The organism is Mesorhizobium sp. P3_A8, from assembly GCF_056402995.1.
On record NZ_JBFUGI010000018.1, the window covers coordinates 1 to 21497 of the forward strand.

The 21497-nt window shown below is 59.0% G+C and carries 29 protein-coding genes and 1 pseudogene; 11 read left to right on the forward strand and 19 right to left on the reverse strand.

Annotation, left to right across the window (positions count from 1 at the left end; all coding sequences use genetic code 11):
- From AC1DX4_RS31055 to AC1DX4_RS31080, 6 genes and pseudogenes are all read right to left on the reverse strand, one after another.
- Window positions 1-193, reverse strand: a pseudogene (locus AC1DX4_RS31055) (IS30 family transposase); the annotation flags it as partial.
- A gap of 353 nt (window positions 194-546) precedes the next feature.
- Window positions 547-1221 carry a hypothetical protein gene (locus tag AC1DX4_RS31060; RefSeq protein WP_477223951.1) on the reverse strand — a complete coding sequence of 225 codons (675 nt, stop codon included), beginning with the start codon at window positions 1219-1221 and terminating at the stop codon, window positions 547-549.
- A gap of 2 nt (window positions 1222-1223) precedes the next feature.
- Complete coding sequence (locus tag AC1DX4_RS31065) at window positions 1224-1631, reverse strand: ubiquitination-like system serine protease family protein (RefSeq protein ID WP_477223952.1); 408 nt, start codon at window positions 1629-1631, stop codon at window positions 1224-1226.
- Window positions 1622-2812 carry a ThiF family adenylyltransferase gene (locus AC1DX4_RS31070; protein WP_477223953.1) on the reverse strand — a complete coding sequence of 397 codons (1191 nt, stop codon included), beginning with the start codon at window positions 2810-2812 and terminating at the stop codon, window positions 1622-1624. The genes AC1DX4_RS31065 and AC1DX4_RS31070 overlap by 10 nt, the downstream gene beginning before the upstream one ends.
- Window positions 2772-3047, reverse strand: coding sequence for a multiubiquitin domain-containing protein (locus AC1DX4_RS31075; protein ID WP_477223954.1), 276 nt, complete (start codon window positions 3045-3047; stop codon window positions 2772-2774). Before AC1DX4_RS31075 ends, AC1DX4_RS31070 begins: the two co-directional genes overlap by 41 nt.
- Before the next feature lie 3 nt (window positions 3048-3050).
- Window positions 3051-3305, reverse strand: coding sequence for a DUF2188 domain-containing protein (locus AC1DX4_RS31080; RefSeq protein WP_477223955.1), 255 nt, complete (start codon window positions 3303-3305; stop codon window positions 3051-3053).
- Window positions 3306-3579: 274 nt separating this feature from the next.
- Here AC1DX4_RS31080 and AC1DX4_RS31085 point away from each other — a divergent pair, with 274 nt between their 5' ends.
- A complete protein-coding gene (locus AC1DX4_RS31085) occupies window positions 3580-3975 on the forward strand; it encodes an antitoxin Xre/MbcA/ParS toxin-binding domain-containing protein (protein WP_477223956.1) in 396 nt (131 codons plus the stop codon).
- Window positions 3976-3980: 5 nt separating this feature from the next.
- On the forward strand, window positions 3981-4682 hold the full coding sequence (locus AC1DX4_RS31090; RefSeq protein ID WP_477223957.1) for an RES family NAD+ phosphorylase: 702 nt from the start codon (window positions 3981-3983) through the stop codon (window positions 4680-4682).
- Between the two features lie 311 nt (window positions 4683-4993).
- On the opposite strand, the gene AC1DX4_RS31095 is transcribed toward AC1DX4_RS31090, so the two are convergent.
- Together AC1DX4_RS31095 and traA are read right to left on the reverse strand one after the other, a co-directional pair.
- Window positions 4994-5209, reverse strand: coding sequence for a helix-turn-helix transcriptional regulator (locus AC1DX4_RS31095; RefSeq protein ID WP_477223958.1), 216 nt, complete (start codon window positions 5207-5209; stop codon window positions 4994-4996).
- A gap of 128 nt (window positions 5210-5337) precedes the next feature.
- Complete coding sequence (gene traA, locus AC1DX4_RS31100) at window positions 5338-8385, reverse strand: Ti-type conjugative transfer relaxase TraA (protein ID WP_477223959.1); 3048 nt, start codon at window positions 8383-8385, stop codon at window positions 5338-5340.
- Window positions 8386-8557: 172 nt separating this feature from the next.
- On the opposite strand from traA, the gene AC1DX4_RS31105 reads away from it, so the two are divergent.
- From AC1DX4_RS31105 to AC1DX4_RS31115, 3 genes are all read left to right on the forward strand, one after another.
- Window positions 8558-8884 carry a conjugal transfer protein TraD gene (locus tag AC1DX4_RS31105; RefSeq protein WP_477223960.1) on the forward strand — a complete coding sequence of 109 codons (327 nt, stop codon included), beginning with the start codon at window positions 8558-8560 and terminating at the stop codon, window positions 8882-8884.
- Between the two features lies 1 nt (window position 8885).
- A complete protein-coding gene (locus AC1DX4_RS31110) occupies window positions 8886-9140 on the forward strand; it encodes a conjugal transfer protein TraD (protein WP_477223961.1) in 255 nt (84 codons plus the stop codon).
- A gap of 982 nt (window positions 9141-10122) precedes the next feature.
- On the forward strand, window positions 10123-10773 hold the full coding sequence (locus AC1DX4_RS31115; RefSeq protein WP_477223962.1) for a response regulator: 651 nt from the start codon (window positions 10123-10125) through the stop codon (window positions 10771-10773).
- A 210-nt stretch (window positions 10774-10983) separates the two neighbouring features.
- Here the strand turns inward: AC1DX4_RS31115 and AC1DX4_RS31120 are convergent, their stop codons facing one another.
- From AC1DX4_RS31120 to AC1DX4_RS31130, 3 genes are all read right to left on the reverse strand, one after another.
- The gene (locus tag AC1DX4_RS31120; RefSeq protein WP_477223963.1) at window positions 10984-11247 is read right to left on the reverse strand and encodes a polymerase; all 264 of its coding nucleotides are present in this window, start codon (window positions 11245-11247) and stop codon (window positions 10984-10986) included.
- 38 nt (window positions 11248-11285) lie between these two features.
- Window positions 11286-11483 (reverse strand): hypothetical protein, encoded by a 198-nt coding sequence (locus AC1DX4_RS31125; protein WP_057143728.1) that lies wholly within the window; start codon window positions 11481-11483, stop codon window positions 11286-11288.
- 79 nt (window positions 11484-11562) lie between these two features.
- A complete protein-coding gene (locus AC1DX4_RS31130; RefSeq protein WP_477223964.1) occupies window positions 11563-11862 on the reverse strand; it encodes a DUF1236 domain-containing protein in 300 nt (99 codons plus the stop codon).
- An 836-nt stretch (window positions 11863-12698) separates the two neighbouring features.
- Between AC1DX4_RS31130 and AC1DX4_RS31135 the strand changes: the two genes are divergently transcribed.
- Window positions 12699-12920, forward strand: coding sequence for a hypothetical protein (locus AC1DX4_RS31135; RefSeq protein WP_477223965.1), 222 nt, complete (start codon window positions 12699-12701; stop codon window positions 12918-12920).
- Window positions 12921-13145: 225 nt separating this feature from the next.
- Here AC1DX4_RS31135 and AC1DX4_RS31140 read toward each other — a convergent pair whose 3' ends face one another.
- The 5 genes from AC1DX4_RS31140 to AC1DX4_RS31160 form a co-directional block, all read right to left on the reverse strand.
- Window positions 13146-13574, reverse strand: coding sequence for a hypothetical protein (locus tag AC1DX4_RS31140; RefSeq protein WP_477223966.1), 429 nt, complete (start codon window positions 13572-13574; stop codon window positions 13146-13148).
- A gap of 23 nt (window positions 13575-13597) precedes the next feature.
- Window positions 13598-13807 carry a DUF768 domain-containing protein gene (locus AC1DX4_RS31145; protein ID WP_477223967.1) on the reverse strand — a complete coding sequence of 70 codons (210 nt, stop codon included), beginning with the start codon at window positions 13805-13807 and terminating at the stop codon, window positions 13598-13600.
- Between the two features lie 14 nt (window positions 13808-13821).
- Window positions 13822-14568 carry an SOS response-associated peptidase gene (locus AC1DX4_RS31150; RefSeq protein WP_477223968.1) on the reverse strand — a complete coding sequence of 249 codons (747 nt, stop codon included), beginning with the start codon at window positions 14566-14568 and terminating at the stop codon, window positions 13822-13824.
- A 79-nt stretch (window positions 14569-14647) separates the two neighbouring features.
- A complete protein-coding gene (locus AC1DX4_RS31155; RefSeq protein WP_477223969.1) occupies window positions 14648-14977 on the reverse strand; it encodes a low affinity iron permease family protein in 330 nt (109 codons plus the stop codon).
- A complete protein-coding gene (locus AC1DX4_RS31160; RefSeq protein WP_477223970.1) occupies window positions 14974-15192 on the reverse strand; it encodes a hypothetical protein in 219 nt (72 codons plus the stop codon). Before AC1DX4_RS31160 ends, AC1DX4_RS31155 begins: the two co-directional genes overlap by 4 nt.
- A 1135-nt stretch (window positions 15193-16327) precedes the next feature.
- On the opposite strand from AC1DX4_RS31160, the gene AC1DX4_RS31165 reads away from it, so the two are divergent.
- Window positions 16328-17083, forward strand: a complete 756-nt coding sequence (locus tag AC1DX4_RS31165) for a Crp/Fnr family transcriptional regulator (RefSeq protein ID WP_477223971.1) — start codon at window positions 16328-16330, stop codon at window positions 17081-17083.
- 22 nt (window positions 17084-17105) lie between these two features.
- On the opposite strand, the gene AC1DX4_RS31170 is transcribed toward AC1DX4_RS31165, so the two are convergent.
- The 3 genes from AC1DX4_RS31170 to AC1DX4_RS31180 are packed head-to-tail and all read right to left on the reverse strand — an operon-like array spanning window position 17106 to window position 18202.
- Entirely contained in the window at window positions 17106-17339 is a 234-nt protein-coding gene (locus AC1DX4_RS31170; protein ID WP_477223972.1) for a hypothetical protein, read from the reverse strand.
- Complete coding sequence (locus tag AC1DX4_RS31175) at window positions 17326-17745, reverse strand: hypothetical protein (protein ID WP_477223973.1); 420 nt, start codon at window positions 17743-17745, stop codon at window positions 17326-17328. Before AC1DX4_RS31175 ends, AC1DX4_RS31170 begins: the two co-directional genes overlap by 14 nt.
- Window positions 17711-18202, reverse strand: coding sequence for an ATP-dependent DNA ligase (locus tag AC1DX4_RS31180; protein WP_477223974.1), 492 nt, complete (start codon window positions 18200-18202; stop codon window positions 17711-17713). Before AC1DX4_RS31180 ends, AC1DX4_RS31175 begins: the two co-directional genes overlap by 35 nt.
- A 116-nt stretch (window positions 18203-18318) precedes the next feature.
- Here AC1DX4_RS31180 and AC1DX4_RS31185 point away from each other — a divergent pair, with 116 nt between their 5' ends.
- The 4 genes from AC1DX4_RS31185 to AC1DX4_RS31200 all read left to right on the forward strand — a co-directional run bounded on the left by AC1DX4_RS31185 (window position 18319) and on the right by AC1DX4_RS31200 (window position 21287).
- Entirely contained in the window at window positions 18319-18609 is a 291-nt protein-coding gene (locus tag AC1DX4_RS31185; RefSeq protein ID WP_477223975.1) for a DUF982 domain-containing protein, read from the forward strand.
- Window positions 18606-18830, forward strand: a complete 225-nt coding sequence (locus AC1DX4_RS31190; protein ID WP_477223976.1) for a hypothetical protein — start codon at window positions 18606-18608, stop codon at window positions 18828-18830. The genes AC1DX4_RS31185 and AC1DX4_RS31190 overlap by 4 nt, the downstream gene beginning before the upstream one ends.
- Window positions 18831-19664: 834 nt before the next feature.
- Entirely contained in the window at window positions 19665-20624 is a 960-nt protein-coding gene (locus tag AC1DX4_RS31195; protein WP_477223977.1) for a hypothetical protein, read from the forward strand.
- A 63-nt stretch (window positions 20625-20687) separates the two neighbouring features.
- Entirely contained in the window at window positions 20688-21287 is a 600-nt protein-coding gene (locus tag AC1DX4_RS31200; RefSeq protein ID WP_477223978.1) for a hypothetical protein, read from the forward strand.
- Window positions 21288-21497: the final 210 nt, after the last annotated feature.

The window sequence follows — 21497 nt, forward strand, 5'->3', positions numbered from 1 at the left end:
CGACGAGCGCCGAGGCCGCTCTACGCCTTGCTGACGGAGCAATGCCGCCGTGTAAGGATACGATCCGCTGAACGCCGCCCTTGTTCCGGCGCTCAAGTGCGCGCGAGATCGACGAAATGCTCTGGCCTTGCTTCCATCGATCCCAGAGCTCGGCCTTCTGTTCTGACGTAAACCAGATCCGCGACGTCACCATGCGACACCTCCCATCCTCTCAGATTAAAGGTGTTGCGACGACCGGTTGAACCCACCGCCCCATTTCGGACGTCCAAGCAAACGTTGCCTTCGCCTGAAAGCGGACTTCCTGGCACTCGTCCCGAACGACAGCCAAGTGCCCCATTTCGGTCGTCTAATTGTATGAAAATCTAGCTCGAAAGCGGACGGAGGATGGGAGCAGCGGGGTCAATGTTTGACGCCGTATATGCCAGCCGTATTGTGGCTCGATGATCGGCCTGCAGCCGGCCATAACGTAAGGACGTTATGTTATACGTAATTGCTCCTGCCGAAAGTTTCGACTTGTCGTTCCGGAACGCAGAGTGACAGCTCCGGCTAGCGTGCCTTCACCGCGCGCTCGACCTGGTGCCAGATCGGGATTTTCCGAGTTTTATGGGTGCAGCGGGTGTTGAACAATTTGATCCACGCGACTTGCACGTCCATTAGGATCCCCATAGTCCGGGCTACCAAAGAGTCGTCGATGGCTTCCGGATCGCCATGGATGAAAGCATTGCGGCGCTCCTGAATCGTGCGGATTTGCTCGGCCAGCGGTACGTAGTCCAAGGCGGCCAGGTCCTCCCAGAAGGATACACCCCACAGCGACTTGTGCAGCTCGTCGAGTTGGCCGCCGACGAACTTGAACTTGCGGAGGATCTTAGCCGCCTCGGCTTCGTCGAGGTCGCCAAGTGCCGCGTTATAGAAGCGGTCCATCAGGGACTCGAAGAACGCCCAGAACAAGATGACGATAACCAACTTCCGCGATGTCTTGCCTATCGGCGCCGGGCCATCGTCCGCGCGCTCCCATTCCCGCCTCATCATCTCGAGCAAGAGATGGGTGGACCAACCCAGGGCACCCGGCACGGTTCGCCGCTCGACATAGCTGCCGTCAGGCTGCCTGACCTTTTCGGCTTCGATCACGTGGCCGCAAACGGGGCAGGCGATGCGGTCGTACAGCGCGTTGCACTCGTAGCAATGCACCTGCGTTATCAGGCCTCTGTGAAAATCGTCCACACTTACCTTCCGAACAGCCGGACAATTGCGTTCCAGATCCGCCGCAGTAGGCCCGGCTTCGGTTCGCGCAACCGATAGTAGGCTTCGCGCTTCAGCTGGTCGCTCCGAAGAGCTGCGGCGGTCTGCGCCGCTGACATCGTTGCGGCCCAATCGACGCGACCGTTCGATATGACGTAATGGGAATTGCAGGGCAGCTGACCGCTGCCGATCGACGGCCACAAGCTCGGCTTGCCGTCCTTCTTAATGAATGTCCACTCGGCGGCGCCCAAGGGCACGGATACCTTGCTGCCGCACCCGCAAGCGCAAAGGTGCACGGCGACGCCGAACTCTTCGGACACGTACAGAATGCCCGGCTCGAGTTCGCGCGGAACATACTGAACCTCCCTTAGCGCGATCTGACTCAGGGGCATGTGAAAGAGAACAGGCGGGTTGAGGCGGTGTCCATGACCAGATGATACGTCGCGGCGTCGCTCGCGTAAAACCCTCGCCACTGCTTGTATCGGAGGACGGCGATGCCGGCGTTGATGGCATTCAACTCGGCAATCTGAATATTGGTGCGGTATTCGTCGCCCGGCTGATCGGACGTCTCGATCAGGTTCTGGCTGAGGATATCGGCCGCGGTAGCGGGCTGTAGGAGGGTCGCGCGCATCATCCCGGCCAAGGCACCGTCCTGCCGGTTGAGCCCCATGCCGACGTCGATGAACGCAATCCCCAGCGCGATCAACAGGTCGAAGATTTCCTTGCGGGCTGAGCCTTTGTCGACACAGACGAAAGCAAACGTGACGCCGGCCAGATCCTCTGCGCAGCTCGCGTCGATAAACTTGTCGACGAGCTTTAGCCCGTGGCGAAAATTGTCGTAGCGGGCCTGATACACGTCGACCTTCGGGCGCCGGAATTCGGCCTCGAGGACACTCCCAGGCGAGCGGTAGGCATTGTGAATGTAGTAGGCATCGGAATCGAAGCCCCTGACCTCTTTCACATTGGTTTTCACCAGGAAGTCCAAGAGATAGCTGCCGGTCCCACCCAGGCCGATCAAGGCCACCACATCTTCTTTGAATTTCGCCGCCAGGTCGCCGATCTCGGCTCGGCTAGTCAGGGTGTCGTGGAATTTGAAGATGCTGTCTTCGACGACGTCATGGTCGACGTCGAAGGTGTAAATCTTCGCGTCCGGAAATCGGCTGAGGGCGGGGCCCGCCAGGATCGTAACGTAGTGGTCGATCTTCTCGGCAAGGTTGGCAAATCCGTTCGGGGGCTTGTTGGAAAATGAGCGCTGTACGACAACATCCGGCTTGGCCAGCTGCATCGTCGTGGCTCCACCTGCGAGATTGGGGATGGGCTGCCCGTTCAGGCCATGCGGCACGTCGCCGGCGAAGTAGATCTGATGGTCATCCTGAAGGACATGGTTCTGGTCGGTGAAGACGAGCTTGGAGACGATGGCCCCGTAACAGAGCTCCAATTGCGAGCTTAGGTACGGGATGTCGCGCACGACCAGGCATTTGCTGTCGAACCGGAGCGCGTAGCCCCGGTCCATCAGCTGCCGGATGTCCGCATTATGATTGGCTAGTGCGATTAACACGGAAAACCATCCCATCCTTCGCCTTCACCGAGGTGCCCGGCGCAAGGATGCCTTCCTTATCGTTGTGGCCCTTGGTGTACGTGACGGAGTAAGTCGCGCCCGGGTTTTGCGGGAAGTCGGGGTACGCGAGAGTTACGACTTCCTCGAACGAAAGTTCTTCCTTCTTCGGCACTTCGTAAGGCGTGCCGTTGACGATGATCTCGATCATCTTGTCCTTACCCTTATCTTGGGCTTCGTTCTCGTTCTGCATTGTCTATTCCTTTGCTTGTACGAGTGTCTTAGCCACGCGGAGGGTACGGGTCTCGGCCGTGGCTGTCGCTCTGCCGTCCTGATTATGGATCTTGAGCTCAGTCGACTGATTGCGGCTGACACCGCGGCCGTAGTCGATGGCCTCGCGCTTGGTCTCGAAGTGGTCGGAGGCACGTTCGCTGCCACCGCGCTTCACGTCCCAACCCCCATCGGGGTTGTGGACAACATGATGGGTCTTTCCGGAGCCTTTATGAGCCATGTAGTTCTCCTATCTAATTCCCGATACGAAAAGTACGCCTACTCCAAGCGACTTGGGTGCTGGCAACCTGGTTGCCGTGCGGTCCCACCCGGGTTCGATTTTCACTTGGTCGGACATAAGATTCTCTCCTGTCCCGACGTGTGTGTTTCATCGCGTCAAGCCTTGACGAAATCCCAATAGAGACGGATATTTACGAATCAGTCCGTTCTGGGACTGTAGCTAATCGGACTACAATGAAAAATCAAGTCCGATTTGACACAACATCGAGGAGCAGATGGAAACGCATGAGACAGTTACTCCCCAATCGACAGCCACAACCAATCCCGAGCTGCCAAGCCCCCTCGGTTTTTTCTTCAAACTCGCTGACATCTGGGAGCTGAACACCGACCAGCAGATCAAGTTGCTGGGATCACCATCACGATCAACCTACTTCCGGTGGAGAAAGGACGGCGGCGACGTGTCTGCCGATACGCTGGAGAGAATTTCGCACCTCGGATCCATCTACAAGGCGCTGCGCATCGTCATGGATTCGGAGGAAACTGCCGTCGGATGGATCAGAAGGCCCAACAGGTATTTCGAAGGCGCGTCCGCACTGGACGTGATCATGACCGGTAATCTGAGTGACATCATCAGGGTCCGACATTATGTCGACGCCCAGCGTGGAGGTTAGCTTACGTGTACCCCCGGATCAGCATCGACGGCCTTTACCGAAGGCTCATTCCGTCGAAATATCCGACCATCGATATCTATGAACGTTTCGGCTCCCGCGAGATGCAGGCATTCGCGGCGGAGCTGGAAGCGGTGACGAACCCTCGACTTGCCGCGAAATCGCGCATTACAGGTGGCGATATCTCGGCGGATGCAAGTTCACCGCGTCTGCAGAACTGGAACCATGCCCCCTTCTCTTATCCCATGCCGGAAGGGAGCGATTTCCTTCCGGCACCCTACTCGGTAATGGATCTCGCCTCCGACACGCAGGCGGCACTTGCGCGTGCCGTCCTGCGCCGCGAGCTATTCTTGTCACGCACCGACGAACCGTCGTGTGGTGTAGACATGCGGATGCTGGCGCACCAGGTCAAAGGTGAGGTCATTGACCTGCGGAGTGTCCCGACGGACATGTCGGTCGCCGCACGTCGGCTCATCGGTCGGCAATTATTCGAGGACGGCGCCAACGGCGTTCTCTACCGAACGGAGGAGGTCCCCGGCCACGATTTTCTCGCAGTGTTTAGTGTCGAGATCCTCGTCGACAAGGCGGTCCAGGGTGCCCATTTCAGGTTCAGGTGGGACGGCCTTCAGGTTAGCCGAATATTCGATTTCACGCGCAACGAGGATATCGACCGCGGCGACGTTTTTGCCAAGCCGAGGGCAGCTGCCTAACAGCTACCCCATTCAGCGAACTGCCAACCCAACGGGCTGGGCTCCTCAGCGCAGACACGCCGCCACCAGCGCAGCTCGGTTGCCATCGGCTGGTCCGATCGAAAGATTGTCAGCTTCCAAAGACCTGGATCTCGCAGTGGTCGTCCGCAGCGTGAAACGCTAATGTCCGAAATGGTTCAGTTAGCAATGCGGCTGCTTCTCGCCATCTGTCCCATAAACCGGACTGTCAGCGGACGGTCCCTTCCCGGTCGTTGAACCTTACATCAGAGAGGACTGTTCAACGATGGGCGCAACGTACCTCTCGACCGCCACTAGTCGCTCTTTTTTCGTGATGCATTGGTGTGCCAGTAGACAGGGTCAGCGACCCACCTATTGACATCGGATTCGCGCCAGCCGGCCCCGTTGATGCTTATCTTGACCTGGGCCGGAAACGTGCCTTCGGCGATCTTGCGGTAGATGGCTGAACGGGACAGGCCGGTCCTGTCAAGGACGGTTCTGAGACGTATGATGCGATCCGGCTCTGGCATAGCTTGCCTGATTCTCAGTGGTTGTTGCTGGTATCTACTGGGACAGACAGGACGGACGAATGCTGGACGCAATCAGGTTTGTCGCTTCAGCAGTCTGCGGCGTGAAAACGGCGGCAAATCGGAGCGTGTCAGAGTCCAAGGCCTCGCCCCTTACCGATGCCATGGCTGAACGCGAGTTCCGCCCCGAGTCGGCGGCCGGAACCGACGTGAATGCCGAGTTCGCGCTTGCGGTTTGCCAATAGGGATTCAAGTTGAGGATCGCGTTCAAGGCTCTTGGCCATATCGGACATGGCCGAACGCGTTGACTTATAGCCAGACATGTCGCCGGCCTGATATTGCTCCCGTCCGGTACGGTCGAGCTTTTGCCAACGTTCCACGAAACGGTCGGCGCGGCGGCCGGGATCGATGTCCATCCCGGTGCGAATTTCCGTTTCAAGCTGGAGAGCAACCACGATGCGGCTGACGCGGCCGGCGCCCGTCTCACGAACCAGCTCGGGATTTTTCACATAAGCCGCTTCAGCATCGCGCCAGCCGTGAGGCCGAACCTTCTCGAAAGCGCAACGGGCATCCCTCAACTCGCGCATCTGCTCGGGACTGCCCTGCCCGTCCGCACTTCCGGTACGGAGGATCGCGTCGATCGCACGCGCGTGACGCACAAGCGCTTGGGTGCGTGCGCGGCGCATTTCTGCTTCGGGATTCCCCGGGAGATTCGCGTCACGCTGCGCTCCCCCAGCAAAAGCTTCTCTTCCAGGCGTGGCGCCAACATCTCCGATTTGCGCCCCAACATCTTCCCTTCTCGGCCTGCGCCCAAGGTGTCGGTCAAGCTCGGCGTCGCCAGGCGAGCGCAACCCGTCGAGCAACCCCTCGATCCTGTCCCGCAGCTTCTCCGGAACGATCCGGCGCACGATCTCGACCACGCGCTCGCGGAACGTGATACCGCGCCGCTCGGCATAGGTTTGGGCCGGGTCGACCTGCTCGTAGTCCGACGCCATGTCCTTGGCGCGGTCGCGTGACAGCGTCCGGACGAGGCGTGCTCTAGTGGCAAAGTCATCGCCGCCGTAATGCAGGTCCAGCCCATCTCGATGCCGCGACAGCGCGACGTAGCTGCCATGTGCATCCATGCCAGGCGTGGCGAGCACATAAGTCCGGTCGACGGTCATGCCCTGCGCCTTGTGAATGGTCGCGGCATAGCCGTGGTCGATGTGAGCATAGTCTTTCAGGTCGAAGCGCACAGACCTTCCGTCGTTGGTTTGAACCGTCACGCTCTGTGTGCTGACCTCTTCGATCACACCAATGGTGCCATTCTTGACGCCAAGCCCGCGCTCGTTGCGCAGGAACATGACCCGGTCGCCACTGGCGAAGTTTCTTGCACCGCGTTCGACATTCACCTGAACCTCGTCGCCGAGATCGCCGGCAGCGCGCATACGCTCGCGTGCTGCCTGGTTCAGGACGCGCACTTCGTCGTTTTTGTGGGTGAGGATGATCCGGCTTGCCTCTGGATGCGCCTGCCTGTCGCGATCCCAGCGCTCGACGAGTGCACCTCGTGCCTCATCGCGCGTTGCAGCTTGATGCACCATGCCTTGCGCGTCGTAGGCGCTGATTGCAGCGCCAATCCTGCCGGTTGCCAGATCGCGCGTGGCATCGCGCTGCCAGTTCTCGCGCTGCCGGCGCACCTGGCCGATTTCGACGCCGCCATGTCGCTCGTGAATCGAGCGGAATGCAGCGCCGGCTTCGATTGCCTGTAGCTGCTGGGGATCGCCGACCAGCACGACCTTCGCGCCAACGTCGGCGGCATGGGAAAGCACGCGCTCCAACTGGCGCGTGCCGACCATGCCGGCCTCATCGATCACCAGGACATCGCGTGCTGTGAGCAGATCACGGCCCTGTCCCCAGCTATGCTCCATGCTGGCGATGGTGCGTGACGGGATCCCTGATCCGCCTTCCAGATTCTCGGCGGCAATGCCGGAAAGTGCGGCGCCTCGAACCTCGTAGCCCGCCGCTGCCCATGCCTGGCGCGCGACGCCCAGCATGGCGCTCTTGCCCGTTCCGGCAAAGCCGACAACGACACCAAGACCGCGACCTTCGGTGATATGCGCAAGCACATCGGTCTGTTCGCCTGAAAGGACAAGCCCGTGTTGCGCAGCCCGCGCCAGTGCTGCCTCGCGATGTGCGTCACTCACCGTGTGTCGCTCCTCCAAATCGATACGCTCCGCCGCGCGGTGAAGACGTTGTTCGGTCTCGATCATCTGCCGGGTGGTGAAACGGTCTTCGCCGCGTCCGTCCTTGCCGAGTTCGATAAGATCGGGTGCGTTGCTGATGGCTGCCACGACCGCGTTGAACTGCTCCATTCCATCGCTGTGGCGATGCGAGAACTTGGCCATGTCCCTTCGGGTGAATGTCGACTGCTGATGCGTGATGGCATCCAGCGCCACGGATGGATCGGCAATGATGCGCGCGCCATTGTTGCGCGCGATCTCGCGATGCAGTTCAGCGCGATCTGCTTCAGTGTCGCCAGCAGCAAGGCCACTGCCCTCGATGCGCTGGGCCGGAGCACCGATCTGCGTTTGCGGCTCCAACGCTATGCCCTGCGCTTCCAGACTGCGATGATCGATGCGGGCGTCGATGTCGAGTTCGGCCAGGCGTTCATTGGCCAGCTCCGCCCATCGCTCGCGCCAGCGCTCGACCAGCAGGGTAGCATTCCAGTCTCGAACCTTTGACCCAAAACCGTTCTCGTCCACGGCCCGCATGGTGAGCATGACATGAGCATGCGGCTTTGGACTGCCATCCTCTGCCCGGTCCCAATGCACATTGAGATCGGCGACCATGCCCTTGCTGACAAACTCGGCCTGAAGGAAGTCGCGCGCCAACTCGATGCCTTGCGCCTGGCTGAGTTCACGCGGCAGCGCAAACTCGACCTCGCGGGCAAGCTGCGCGTCCTTGCGCAGCTCGAACGCCTCGACATCGTTCCACAGCCGTTCGCGGTCGCGCCAGGCCTCCGGTGCATCCTCCGGCAGCATCACCTCGGAATGGACGACACCGCGTTTGGCGGAGAAGTCGTGGCTGCGTTCGATGCGCTCGTCACGCAATCGCGAGGCAGAGCGGTAGGCGGCGGACGCCACAGCGCTTGAGCCTGCCTTGCGGCCAATGACCTTGACGTGAAGATGATAGATCGCCATCGCGACCAGATCATTTGCACGTCAAAGCGCACGTCGGCACGACGTATAAGCGCGCCCTCCCTCGAAAAATTCTCGGGATGGACCAGCCCGTCCCAGGCTGTCTCGGCAACCCTGAAGCCTTCCGGCAGACGCTCAACTATCATCCAGACATCGACAAACAATGGAGACAGTCATGCGCAAACCGCGGGACTTCGACACCGAACTGAAGGCGCTGGAAGACAAAGCGCGAGAACTCAAAGCGCGAAAGGTCCACCAGCTTGGTGAACTCGTGATCGCCACCGGCGCCGATCAGCTCAGCACCGACGAACTGGCTGGTGCATTGGTGGCAATCACTGAGACGAAAGACACGGCAACGCGTGAGGCATGGGCCAAGCGTGGGGTGATGTTTTTCGCGAACCGGTCGCGGCGAGCTGCTCCGGCATCTCAGCGCAACCCTCGCAGCGCTCCAACGCAACGGGGCGGCCCACAATCGCCGGAAAGCAGCTCTGGCTCGGCATGACATGCGCACGTGGCAGGTCGAGCGCCGCAAGCGCACACGACATTTGATCGAGCTCGGCGGGCTCGTCGCTAAGGCAGGCATCGTTGAGCTCACCAACGACGATCGCGCCATCATCTACGGAGCGCTCCTCTGGATCGTCGCCAAACTCCAAAGCCATGAAGGCGGGCATGCGCGGAACATGTGGGCCGGGAAGGGAAAGGAGGCGTTCGATGCGGAACGGCATGAAGCCCAAAAGAATCAGCCAACTCAGCGGTGATTGGCGATCGGCAGAGTGCAAAGCCGCGAACGGCGGCATCTGCCAACCGTTCGCCAGGTGGCGGCTGCGTGGTAGCGATTTGGGGGACAACCAGCAGCCACCCGCACCTCTCCCTTACCAAGGGAGTGCTCTACCACTGAACTACCGCAGCAACGGGCGTCTGAATAACCGCTGACGCCTTTAATTGCAAGGCGTTGAGCCCCTTTTCGACATGATGCGCCAATTTGGTCTGTTGGTGCCAATGCGGCACCAAACGGGCACGACACGTCCACCAGCCTGCACCATTTGAGCGAGAGCTACACCATTGTTGTAACCCGCATGGTGCCAGGGTGGTGCGACAAAATACAGCCCCGTACAGAAGTTTCTCGCACCCCCGCCCTTCACGCACTACCAGCGAAGGCTCCGCACGCGTCTTTGCCCCCTCAACGGTTCGATACGATACGGCTCAGTGGCTTTCCAACCTCTCATCTGACCAAGACCACGCGTGTCAGCTAACTAAGACCGTCCTCAGCAAGCTCCATGCCGGTATGACCAGACCGCCGGGGAGACGGTGGAGGTTAATGGGTCTTGGCGCCTTCGCGTCACCGGCATGGCGCTGGCGCTAGCTTCGCTCCACCGCCTAACGGAGCGGGCTCCGGGTTGGGTACGAAGCGGTGCCAAAAACAAGCGCCCTACGCCCGATTGGCTAATTGCGTGATTGCTAATATACCCATAATCATTCGGAGCGGGGGAATGCTCCCGCAGTGGCCGGTGTGGTCCGTTGCCCCCACGGTTGGAGCCCCACTGCATCGGCCATTCTCCCAGCCTGGGCACAGCCTGGCGCTTCGCAAGCAACCACCCCGCCGCTCGCTGACCTCTGCTGGTTGATCCAGCGCAAAGACCTTGGCCTGCCCGTGTCCATTCGGGTAGGCCTTTTTGCCCTGCAAGGCGGAACTTAAAATCTAGCGTTGAGTTCGACAAGGTAGCTTCACGCGGAGTAGGCATGATCGGGATCATTCGCATCGCTGTTGTCGAAGACCATCCGCTTTTTCGCGAAGGTGTGACGCGCAGCCTATCAGAGATCGGGGGCTTCGAGATTGTCGATGAAGGGGCGACGGCGCAGGATGCAGAGCGCATCGCGTCTACGGTGCGACCCGACATATTACTGCTGGACATCTCGCTGCCGGGCGGAGGCCTGGCCGCGGTTGAGAGCATCCTTGCCGACCATCCCGCCCAGAAGATCGTCATGCTGACCGTTTCAGAGAGCAATCCCGATGTGACCAGAGCCCTGAATGCAGGGGTGCGCGGCTATGTTCTAAAAGGTGTCGGGTCGCGGGCTCTTGCCGAAATCCTCCGCAATGCTGCGGCTGGAGAGCGCTATCTTACGCCCACCCTGTCGGCGCGGCTTTCCGATATTCAAAACTCATCACCTGCGAACAGCGTGGCGCACCGGATGCGGCAACTCACCGAACGGCAAAAGGAAATCCTGAGGCTGGTGGCTCAGGGTCTCAGCAACAAGGAGGTCGCCCGGCACCTGAAGTTGCAGGAGAAGACAGTCAAGCACCACATGACTGGGGTTATGTTGACCCTCGGAGTCCGAAACCGCACGGAAGCGGCGCTCGTGATGAGTGAATTTCGCGGCCGGCCAAACTGAAGGCCCGACGCTTCATCTCCGTGACGCGATGCCGGCGAGGTCAGCATAAATTTCGGTCCGATCTCCGTCGTGCTTTTCGATCAGGGCCAATGTTTCCACTCGCGTCATTTGCCCGAGCTTCATTAGAAATTCGAACTCGTGCTTTGGTATCGACGTCGCGAGACGGTCGAGCTTCATCTTTCGGCTTTCGCTTTTGCCACGCATTGTATGTCAGCTACCAGGTCGCGGCCGGACAAGGCCTAGATTAAAATTGGGTGGCAAATCCAAGCGCGTGTTCTTGACCGCGGCTGTTTCTATCGCATCCACGGGCAGGATAATCACCATTCGCGCCATCCGCTCGGGGAAGATTGGTTTGGCGGAAATGAAGAAGATGATTGCTAAAAGCCCTAGCAACAGAAGGATGGCGGCCACATTGGCGATCATCTCTCCAAATTGCCCACTGCTCTCCCGCACCACTTCTTCCTCCTGTCTCATTGGCGTGGCCGATACGTTGCAACAAGGGCCTGGGCCAATCAAAACGGCTCAGCGAGGAACGATGCTGCGATCAGATCGTCGCCGGCAATCCGGCCACGACCGTCGTCCAGGATGGCAGCGACCTTTTGGAAGGTCTTTATTTCGGCGTCGGTTATGCGTGCTGCCCGCACTCTCGCCTGAAGATCGGCTAAGCGCGCCATAAGCGCATCTGTCGTCTCGACTTCAAGGTTCATCATCTTCATTGTCCAGTTGAGGGGATTGACATGCGCAGCCCGCCGCCATGCAAGCGGCGGCGGGCAATTGGCAACTCGCTTTTCAGTCGTAGACTTTGATGATTTTGCGGGTGCTCGGATCCACCAGGACCGTGCGGTTGTCGACCACCACATAGCGGTATTTCACGTTGGGGACCTCGTGGAGTTCGACCGTGTCCGGCAGAGCCGTACCGATGTTCAGCTCGACGCCGGGTATCTTTACGGAAGCCAGCGGCTGCTTTTTCACGTACTCGCGCACGACGGTGTCCTGCTCCGGCGTGATGACAACGTCCTGTGCCGCAGCTGCGCCGACGCCAGCCAAAAGCAACAGCGCCGCTGCGGCGCCGGTAAGGTGCATCTTCATGGTTTTTCTCCTCTTGTGATCAGGCGACAGCACCATCGTCTGTGCGCCAGCCACTCGAACTTCACGGCATGTCAAACGTTCCTCAGACGGACTTCGGTCCCAACAAGACCAAGACCAAAGTCCGGCCACGGAACGCAATGGTCTTACCTCTTGAGACTAGGCGGAACAGCCTAAGTCCGGCGTAGTTGCTGGTCCAAATTCGGAGAAAGCACATGGATAAAAGTGTTGGCCAAGCACGCTGGTTGCTCGCACCGGTTTTCGCGGCAGCCGTCACCTTTCTGGTGATGGGCATAGTCCTCGGCTGACATGTGATGGATCGGCACAGCTATGTCCCTTCCTGTGCTGATAGGACCCGCCAAGCCGCTTCCGCGGCTGGCGGGTCCTCTATTTTCACAGTGGGATGGCTTTAGCTCATGCAACCTTGGAGGTTTACTATGGATCGGCGAACTTTCCTGACTGCGGTGTTTGGCATTGCCGGAGCAGCTGCGCTTGCAAGCGCTGTCCGCCCAATCAACGCAATGGCCGGTGTTCCAAGCGCGGGACCCGGCATCCTTGATGAACTCGAAACGCCACAAAGACAGGATCTCGATGAACGAGGCCAGGCGGAAGTCGAGCAGGTTTCCCACCGGGACTGGCACTACGGCCCCCGCCGTCGCCGGCGGGGTTGGAGACGGGTTTGCCGTAGTTACTGGCGACATGGTCGCCGTCGCGTCCGGTGCTATCGCAGACGTGGTCCTTCGGTCATCTTGCGATTCTAGTTAGTTACCGCTGCACGTGGCCCGTTCCGGCTCGAGCGCCGAGAACGGGCCGATATCTTAATTGATGAGCAGAAGAAAATGACATTGGCCCAGAGATCGAATGAGAGTTGCAATGCGGACACTCCTGCAAATGACAACGTCGGAGCTCATATGACGTTGGACGCTGCCTCGAATGACGAGGAGAACATTGCCGCCCTCGTCACGCGGACCGAGCGCAGGGCTATTTTGGTGCTTCTGGGAATGGGCGGATGGTTGATGCTCGTCCCCGCCATTTATGTTGTGCTGACCCACGGGATATGAGCGGAACAATCTCCTGTTTCGCGAAGTCGCCAAGCGCGGAGGGCATCTCGCCTTGCGGTCAGCCGCTTTTGCACGAAAATTGATGGCCATGAACGAAAAGCAGACCCCCGAGAAATTGGTGCCCGAGCCGTCTCCACGGTGGCAGAACAATAAGGGCGTGCTGCTCGCGGCCGCCGTTCTAGTTTTGGCCTTTTGCGCTCTGGTCGGAATATGGTTTTCTAGACCCTAGACACCCTTCGCCTGGGCATAAGGCGACGGCTTCGGGGGCGTGACGGCCAGGTATGTCGTGAACTCGCGCTCAAGCGCTGCCACCGCTGCCTCTTTGGTGTCCTCCCTGCCTCGCTGACCGCCATGGACCCGCCAGCGCTTGTCGTTCGTGCTGATCGCCCAGAACCATTTGTCCTTGCTGGGCCCGTGCTGCTCGCCAAGCACCCGGCCGACGCCGGAGCCGAGGAACGCCGGCTCGAAATCTTGGGGACCAACGGTCTGGCCTCCAATCACAGTTCGAGCCCAATCGAGCCAGAGCCGCGCGCCACGATCCCGGACAAACCGAGCTGCGTCGACGATGGTGGGGAAAGACCCGATCACCTCGCCGTCTGCTAGGACCTCGTAGCCCGCCGCGGCGTCGCGGACCTTCAATCTATCAGCCGGCATGCGATCATCCTTAGTATGGCCTGTCAGTCGACTAAGCCCGCATCCTGGTATCGAAGCGCCTTATCGATCGCCTCAGAGGCGGTGCCTGTATCGTCTTCGATTTCCGCTCTGCTAAAGCCCAGCGTCCTCGCGTCGGCAAAGAGCATCTCCGTCAGCTCGGCGACGGAGACATCGGTGCCGTGGATGTTGTTTGAAATCCATTTGAAGAGGAAATTCGTCCCGCGTGTGCTCATCAGGCCAAGCTCGGTCAGACGTCGAAAAGATCGTCGGGACCGTGGCCCTTCACATCGATAATGTCGGGCCGGCCGATCTCGTCAATGATGTCAGGCGTGTTGTTACGGGGGCTGCCGACCTTGCCGCCGATCGGCCACATCTTCATCAGGTCGGACGGATACGGCTTCATTAGGTCGCGAGGATCTGGCTCTGGTCCGAGCCAGCGCATGTAATCGGCCGGCGCCAGGATCACCGGCATCCTGTCATGGATGGTTGCCATCAGTTCGTTCGGTTCGCAGGTAGCGATAGCGAAGGTGCGGATCAGTTCACCCGTGACCTTGTCGGCATACTCTTCCCAGATGCCCGCCATGGCGAAAGGCTCGTCATCTTTCATCGCGATTGCATAGGGCTGTTTCCTCTTGCCCGAGGCGTCCAGCTTCTGCCATTCGAAATACCCGTCCACCGGCACCAGGCAGCGCCGTGAGGCGTACGCTTTGCGGAACATGCCATTGGTCGCGATCGTCTCGCAGCGTGCGTTGACGGGCGGCGGTCGGCCGCCTCCGTCACGAGCCCATCCGGGGACAAGCCCCCACCTCGCCGACACGAAGCCGGCCATGGACGTGGACAGTTCCTCCCGGATGATAATCGGGTAGTTGAGGCTTGGCGCGCCATTCCAGATTGGGAAACCATTGCCCATGCGCTCGACGTCGCCAGGATGCGCGAACTCGAAACGCCGCACCATGTCAGGGATTGTCGTCTTGACGAAAACGCGTCCACACATGAGATCACCGGTCTATCGTTGCGGAAGACCAAAATGGGAACGCTTCGTGAACGAGTCAAGCGGCGCCGATCTCCTTGGATTACCGCTTGGATGCCTCCTCTTCCAGCCTGTTCAATTCAGCCTTGATCATCTCCGGGTCTTCATGCTCCAACCCGACCACCTCGTTCCTGGTCTCGTTCAGGGCGACGATGATCTCATCCAGCTTGGCATGGATTGCTGCGGTGTCGCGATAGCCCTGAATCAATACGACGCCAGTGATGAGAATGGCCGCGACTGACAGAGCATAAGTGACGGCATTGGTGAGGCCGAAAGGCACCAGGGCCGTGCAAACGATCATGGCCAGCATCATGACGTAGAAGCCGGGCGGGCGAGATAGAAAATCAGCTGTGACAAACAGAAAGCGGTTCACGGAGCACCGCCTTCGCGATGGTCCATGGCCTCGGCGATGACCTCGAACACGCTGGGCACCTCCTCGCTGATCTCGGTCGTGGGAATGCCTGCCTTGTCGGCGGCTTTCATGGCCTTGTCCGCAAGGTCGCTGATGACCACCGGATCGTCACTAGCGGTTTCGGGCAACTGCTCTGCCATCCATTTGTCGAGGAAGTTGATGCCGCGTGTGCTCATGTGTGCACAAAGCTCACATGGAGCTGTGAGTTCCACCTGACGGTTGATTTCCGTTGAGCCGCAACTCTCTTAGCCGCGCAGTTTTCGCCTCCCGGGCTTTTCGTTCAGCATCGAGAATCCTCCGTGCTTCACGATCAGCTCTCTCAATTTTTTCCTTATCGACACGCCGCTTGTTTTCCACAACAGGCCTCCTTCGTCTGTCGGCTGGTCGAGAAATTGTGTCCCCCAAAAGAGCGATTTCAATTTCATTTGTTAATGCACGCCAGCTTCGGCCGGCGCTGTTTGTCATCCAGAATTGATTTTAGCGGGGCGTACATGTGCGCTAAAATCCCAAGCCCATTGCCCTTGGAGGCGAATTGCGATGGACAGCGTTTCCATAATTCTGAATGGTCAGACCCAGCCTTGCGTGGAAGTGTTCGAAGCCTGCGGTGAGTGGGTTGTCCGCGTCGTTGAGGAAGACCAGGAACTTACACGGTCATTCGAAATCGAATCGATGGCGTTGGCCTTCGCGGAAGGCCAGCGGAGGCGGCTAGCACTGTATAAGTTCGTGCGGCTCTAGAGTGTCTTCAGAAGCCGAGCTTCACCGCATCAACGCTTGATCGCCGGGAAAAGCGGATTGACCCTAAGAGGTCGCGTAACGGGTCAAGTGGCCTTTTCGACAATTCTTGTCCTGGACATAACCCGATGGGGCCGCTTTCGCCGGTGCTTCTCGCGTCTAGGATATGGATGGAAAGCTCGCCGGACGAAGACCCCAACAACCTCAAGCCCGGCGAGCCCACAACCTGATCAGAGTACGCGATCAGGGCCGGGATCAACCGGCACCCTGTCAGAGGCAAAAGCAGTGCCAGTACCGCCGTCCCGAACTGGGACTCGCATTTACCGCGTTGTTAGACGAGCGTCCTGCCGAGATTGCGAGCCAATCTCTCTCGGAGTACGATAATTCCAGGGCTGGGAGAACAGTCAAATGTCTCATTTTTGGTTGGGAGGAACGGCTGTCGTAGTCTTGGCGTTTATCGCGATCATCGCTTTGGACCACCTGAGCTACAGACAGAAGCGCAACACGAGTCTGCGGTAAGCCGATCTGCCGTTGCTGAGGTTCGCTTGTGTGATGATGGCGACCTGCTAAAGGTCATCGATGTCCGATTTGACAACGCCGCTAATCAGAAAGCTCGAAAGCCTTGGTCGCCTTACTGCTGGTGAACGCGACAGCATCGAAGCGATGACGCTTGCAGGTAAGGAGTTGACGTCCGGTCAGCACATAGCGCTGGAAGGTGACGAGCCAAGCCTTTGTTGCTTGGTGGTCGAGGGACTCGTGCGGCGATACAGCATCTTGAGCAACGGCAATTTGCAAACGCTATCGATCCATGTTCCCGGCGATATACCTGACTTACAGGGCTTGCACCTTAGGACGATGGATCACACACTCGCGTCTTTAGGTAAAAGCAAGGTCGCCCTTATTGCGCACCGCGACATCCTTGAGGTTCTCCGTAAGTCACCTCGCTTGGGAAATCTATTTTGGCGTGAGAGTTTGGTTGATGCAGCCGTTGCGCGGGCGTGGGTCAAGGTGTTGGGAGGCCATGATGCGTTTGGCAGGTTCGCCCACCTCGCCTGTGAACTTTACGTGCGCTTGAAAGTGATGGGCCTGGTAACTGACAATTCTTTTCCGTTGCCGCTAACTCAAGTTCAGCTCGGCGAAACTATCGGGGCGAGCGTTGTTCACGTAAACCGGATGTTGAAGAAGCTGAGAGCTGACGGGCTTCTAGAACATAAGGACGGGCGGCTGTCCATCATGAACTGGGAGGGCTTAAGCGGTGCGGCAGATTTCGATCCCGGGTACCTGAATCTGCGAGACCTCCGCTATTTGGATCTAACGCCTGCGGCTGGCCGTTAGTCATTCCGGCGAGCTCGTCAGCTTAGGTCTCGCTGCGGTCCACGGCAGCCTCGTCGACCTCAGCTTCCATTTGATCGCTGACCGGCCTGGCCTTGCCGGCACCATCAAGCGGAACACCGTCGAAGCCCTGCAGCCAAGGGTCACGCCATTCTTCCCAGTACGCCGGCACGTCGCGGGCTTTCCCGTCCTTTCGCGCCTGGCCGCCGTACATCCAGGCGTAGGCGATGCGCTCCTGGTCCTTCTTAGCTACGGCCATCTACGTCGTCCTCCCAGTAGTCCAACAGTCTCGCATGGCGCAGCTTCTCTTCGCCCTTGAGGGTTTTCACGCGGCCGACGAGGCCAGGCTTCAGCCATTCGGCCTTGTCCTTCTTATGCCCTTTCGGGACGGGACCGCCAACCTTGCCTTGCACCCGATCCCATAGGGCTTGCCGCTTGTCGGCTCTGAAGCTCACGAACGCGCCGCCTTTGTAGTGGCCTTTTTCGGCCATGATCACCTGTGCAGCTTTGCCGGGTTCCCGCTGCACGCCAATGATGTCCATCTGCTTCTCTTCAAAGCACTTGATCTTGCGCCAGTCCATCGTCGGACCGCTGCGATAGGCGCTGGCCTTTTTCTTGGATACCAAGCCCTCAAGGTTGGCCTTGTCGACGAGATGATACCGCATCGCCGGTGCCTGGCAGCGCCTCGCTGAACTGTATCCGCCCGCCTTCTGGGACCATTCCTTGCAGGATCTCGCGTCGATCCGCCAACGGCATGGTCCGCAGATCATGACCGTTGAGAAGCATCAGGTCGAACGCCACGAGATACAGGTCTGGTGACGGCTGGCGGCGCCCAATGATGCCTTGCAGCGCGTGGAAGTCGGAGAGGCCGGCTTCATTGATCATGATGGTTTCGCCTTCGAAGATGAAGGTTTCGGCCTTGATCGTGGCGGCTTCCTCGACAAGATATCGGTATCGCGCCGTCCAGTCGAAGCCGTTCTTCGTCAGCATCCGAATGCCGTCTTCGTCTTTGATGACCTGCGTGCGGTAGCCGTCGAATTTTATCTCGTGGCTCCAGTCGTCACCCTCTGGAGGGGTGTCGAAAAGCTCTGGCTCCATCGGCTTGATGAACTTCAAACGCATACACTGACCCGCACAAACCGCGATTCAATAAGCTTAAGCTAAAATAGTTCCCGAATTTGGAAACCAAACTTTCCGTGGTGCGTTCTGGCGCTCTCAACGATTGGGGAGGTCGTGCCATGGGCAACTTTCTACCGCTTTCCATCAAGCTGGTGGACGGCACAGCCATGAGGGTTTCGTCGATCTGCGAAGCGGAGGTTGCGCTTAAAGGTCAATGGCGAAACAAGGAGGCAGCGCCCTACAAGGACGCGTGCCGGCTGATATCTGCAGCCAAGGAAGGCACCTGCAAACCAGCCATCGCTTTTGCGGCCTTCAAGGCTGCAGCAATTGACCAGGGCCTCTTGTTACGATCTGGCAGGAGTGCTGCGCTCAAGATGCTCGATGACGTTAGCAGGGACATGCAGACATGACGAAGCTATCCGATCTCGGCCCGCCGATCCCCGGCAAATTGCATGGCGGCGACCTCATCCGGGAGGAAGGCCATTTCTACAACTGCCCAAACTGCGGTCAGAAGGTTGATCAGCGCGACTTGCGCCAGGTCTTTTACCACGAGGAGCCGGGACATGAGCCCTTGGAGCCGGAGTCTCCGGGAGCTACAATACTGCCGTTCTCGAAACGACCGGCAAACTAGCTCTTTGGAATCGTGACGCTGGTAGGGCTGTTGATGATAATATCCGCCGTCAGCCAGAAACCGACCGCCATGAGAAACAGGACGGCGACGGCAATCAAGAGAAAACGCACCCTAGGCCCCGTGTTTCGTATGGAACCCGGCGATATTACCACGCCAGAAACAAAAAAGCCCGCCGGCCGGAGCCAGCGGGCTTTTCGTGACGTTATTCCTCGATCAATCGGTAACGCATGTCGACGGCGTGCAGGCAGCTGTCACAGCCGAAAGCGTCTCGCGCTTCACGATCACCGGCTTCTCATAGGTCTTCTTCATAGGATACTTCCCCGCGTTTACCCTCAAGCCGGCAAACTGCCTTGCGGCGGCTTTTTCTGTCAACCTTCCGGCGCCTGCGCTTATCGACTCGGCGGCGAGCCAGAAGCCGCTAGCCATGAAAACCAGACGATCATTGCGAAAAGAAATAGCCGCATGGAGCGCCCCCGCCGTTGCCCCGACAATATCAGAAAGCCCGCGCCTCGGGCAACGCAGCGGGCAAGGTTGGGAGTGACTGGGCGGACTAGTTGCCCGATGGAAAAGCCCGCCGACATCAAACGGCGGGCTTTTTGATTCAACGTTCAGGTCTCCTCGATTGGCCCCAAAATGGGAATGATCTGCGTCGTGTACAGTCGTCATTTGACGGTACGCATCTTTGTGGCCTTCCTGCAACAATCGCACCTATAAGCTTAGCTTAAAGTGCAATTTCATGCGGACCCACCGAATTTACTGACATTGTAGTTGACAGCTTTCTTCGGCCCGAACAGGCTTTAGCGGGGGATAAAGCTTGATAGCGGGGGTGGGCTTATGATGGATACTCAAAGACATAGCGAATATGTACGTTCGTTCGGTTTGCTGCCCTTTATGGGCTTGTTTTTTTTGGCGACAATTTTCTGGACGGCGCCCGCTTCGGCACAGGTCGTTTTCGGCGGCGACGCTGGTGATCCCGAAAACACGATCTGTAGCTTTGCCGGCGTGATCGGTACAACGATCAACGACGATTGTAGTGACTCGGACGACTCTTTTTTCGCCGCGCCAGGAATCACTATAGGCCCGAGCGGCAGCCAGATTAACTTCGACGCTGCAACGGGAGCCGCCACGTTCGGTGGGGCGGTCGACATGGGTGGCAATGTTGTTCAAAATGTTGGCACCCCGACAGCGGGAACTGATGCAGTTAACAAGGACTATGTCGACGGTGTTGTTGGCGATGCTTCGGCAAAGAACGTCGAGCAGGACGGAAGGCTCGACGCCGTCGAAGCCAAGAACACCGAGCAGGACGGCCGGCTCGACAGCGTCGAGACAAAGAACACCGAGCAGGATGCGACCCTCACCGATCACGAGACGCGGATCACGCAGACGGAAACCACGAATGCCCAACAGGACATTCGGCTCGACGGCCACGACACGATGCTGGCATCCCTCGATACCCGTGTGACGACAAATACAAGCGATATTGCCTTGCTCGACGGACGGGTCGGTGCCCTGGAAAGTGGTTTCGCTGATCTGGGCAACCAGATTTCCGAGAATCGGACCGAGGCTCGCCAGGGCATCGCAGCGGCGATCGCCATGACCACAGCGCCAATGCCGTCTGCCCCCGGCCGCACGAGCTGGGCTGGGAATGTCGGCTATTTCAAAGGCGAAACGGCTTTCGGTGGCTCGTTCGCTCATCGCTTCGATTTCAACGAGCCTTTCGCGCTCACCGCTGGCTATGCCTATGGCGGCGGCAGCAGCCACGGTTTCCGCGTCGGTTTGGCGGGCGAATTCTAGCACTTAAATCCAGTGCGGCAGATCGTGAAGAAATGGCCGTCAGCTGTGCCGGGAGGGTGTGGAATGCGCAGATTTGCGTGGCTGCCGGCAGTGCCTTTGGTCCTATGTTGCATACAAGCGCCTCCGGCATATTCTCAGGCGAAAAAAGACGACCGTTCCGCGCCCAAAGCAGCTAACAGCCCAAAGCCGGCCAACATCGACCACAACGGCGTCTTGATCCTCATCCGGTCGACATTGCTCGCGCTGGACCATGCCAACAAGACCGGAGACTATTCCGTGCTTCGCGAGCTCGGTGCTCCTGAGTTTAAAACGAACAATCCAGCCCGTCTGGCTGAGGCCTTCGCAAAGTTGCGCAACGAGGAAGTCGACCTCAGCGGTGCAGCCGTGCTTGAGCCGCAGCTGACATTGATGCCGCAGATCGAAACCAATGGCATGTTGCACATGGCAGGTTTTTTCCCGTCAGCCGCCATGCAGCTCAATTTCGAATTTGCCTTCGCCCCTGTCGACCGGCAATGGAAGATATCGGGCATGTCGGTTAAACTAGGCGCGAGCGCGCCCTCGGCCCCCGCTAGTTCCTTGCCTGTTGCGCCCGCACCGGCTCAGGAGAAACCGGAGCCGCCGGCCGCCGCTATCACCACAAAACATCAACCCCAAAAGAAATAGGTTGATCAAAGGTGGTTGCCATGTTCGGTCAGGCCGGGTGGGTGATCGCAGCTTACGACGCAATTCATCAAGCTCTCGCTTCATGCCCCTGATAACGTCTCGCGTGCCGTAGACCGCGCCGAAGTCCTGCGAAGCTCGTCCAGCCGGCGCGTGAATTTGGTGACGCATTTCGCGGCGATCCGCTCCGAACCAAGCGCGATTCGACAACAA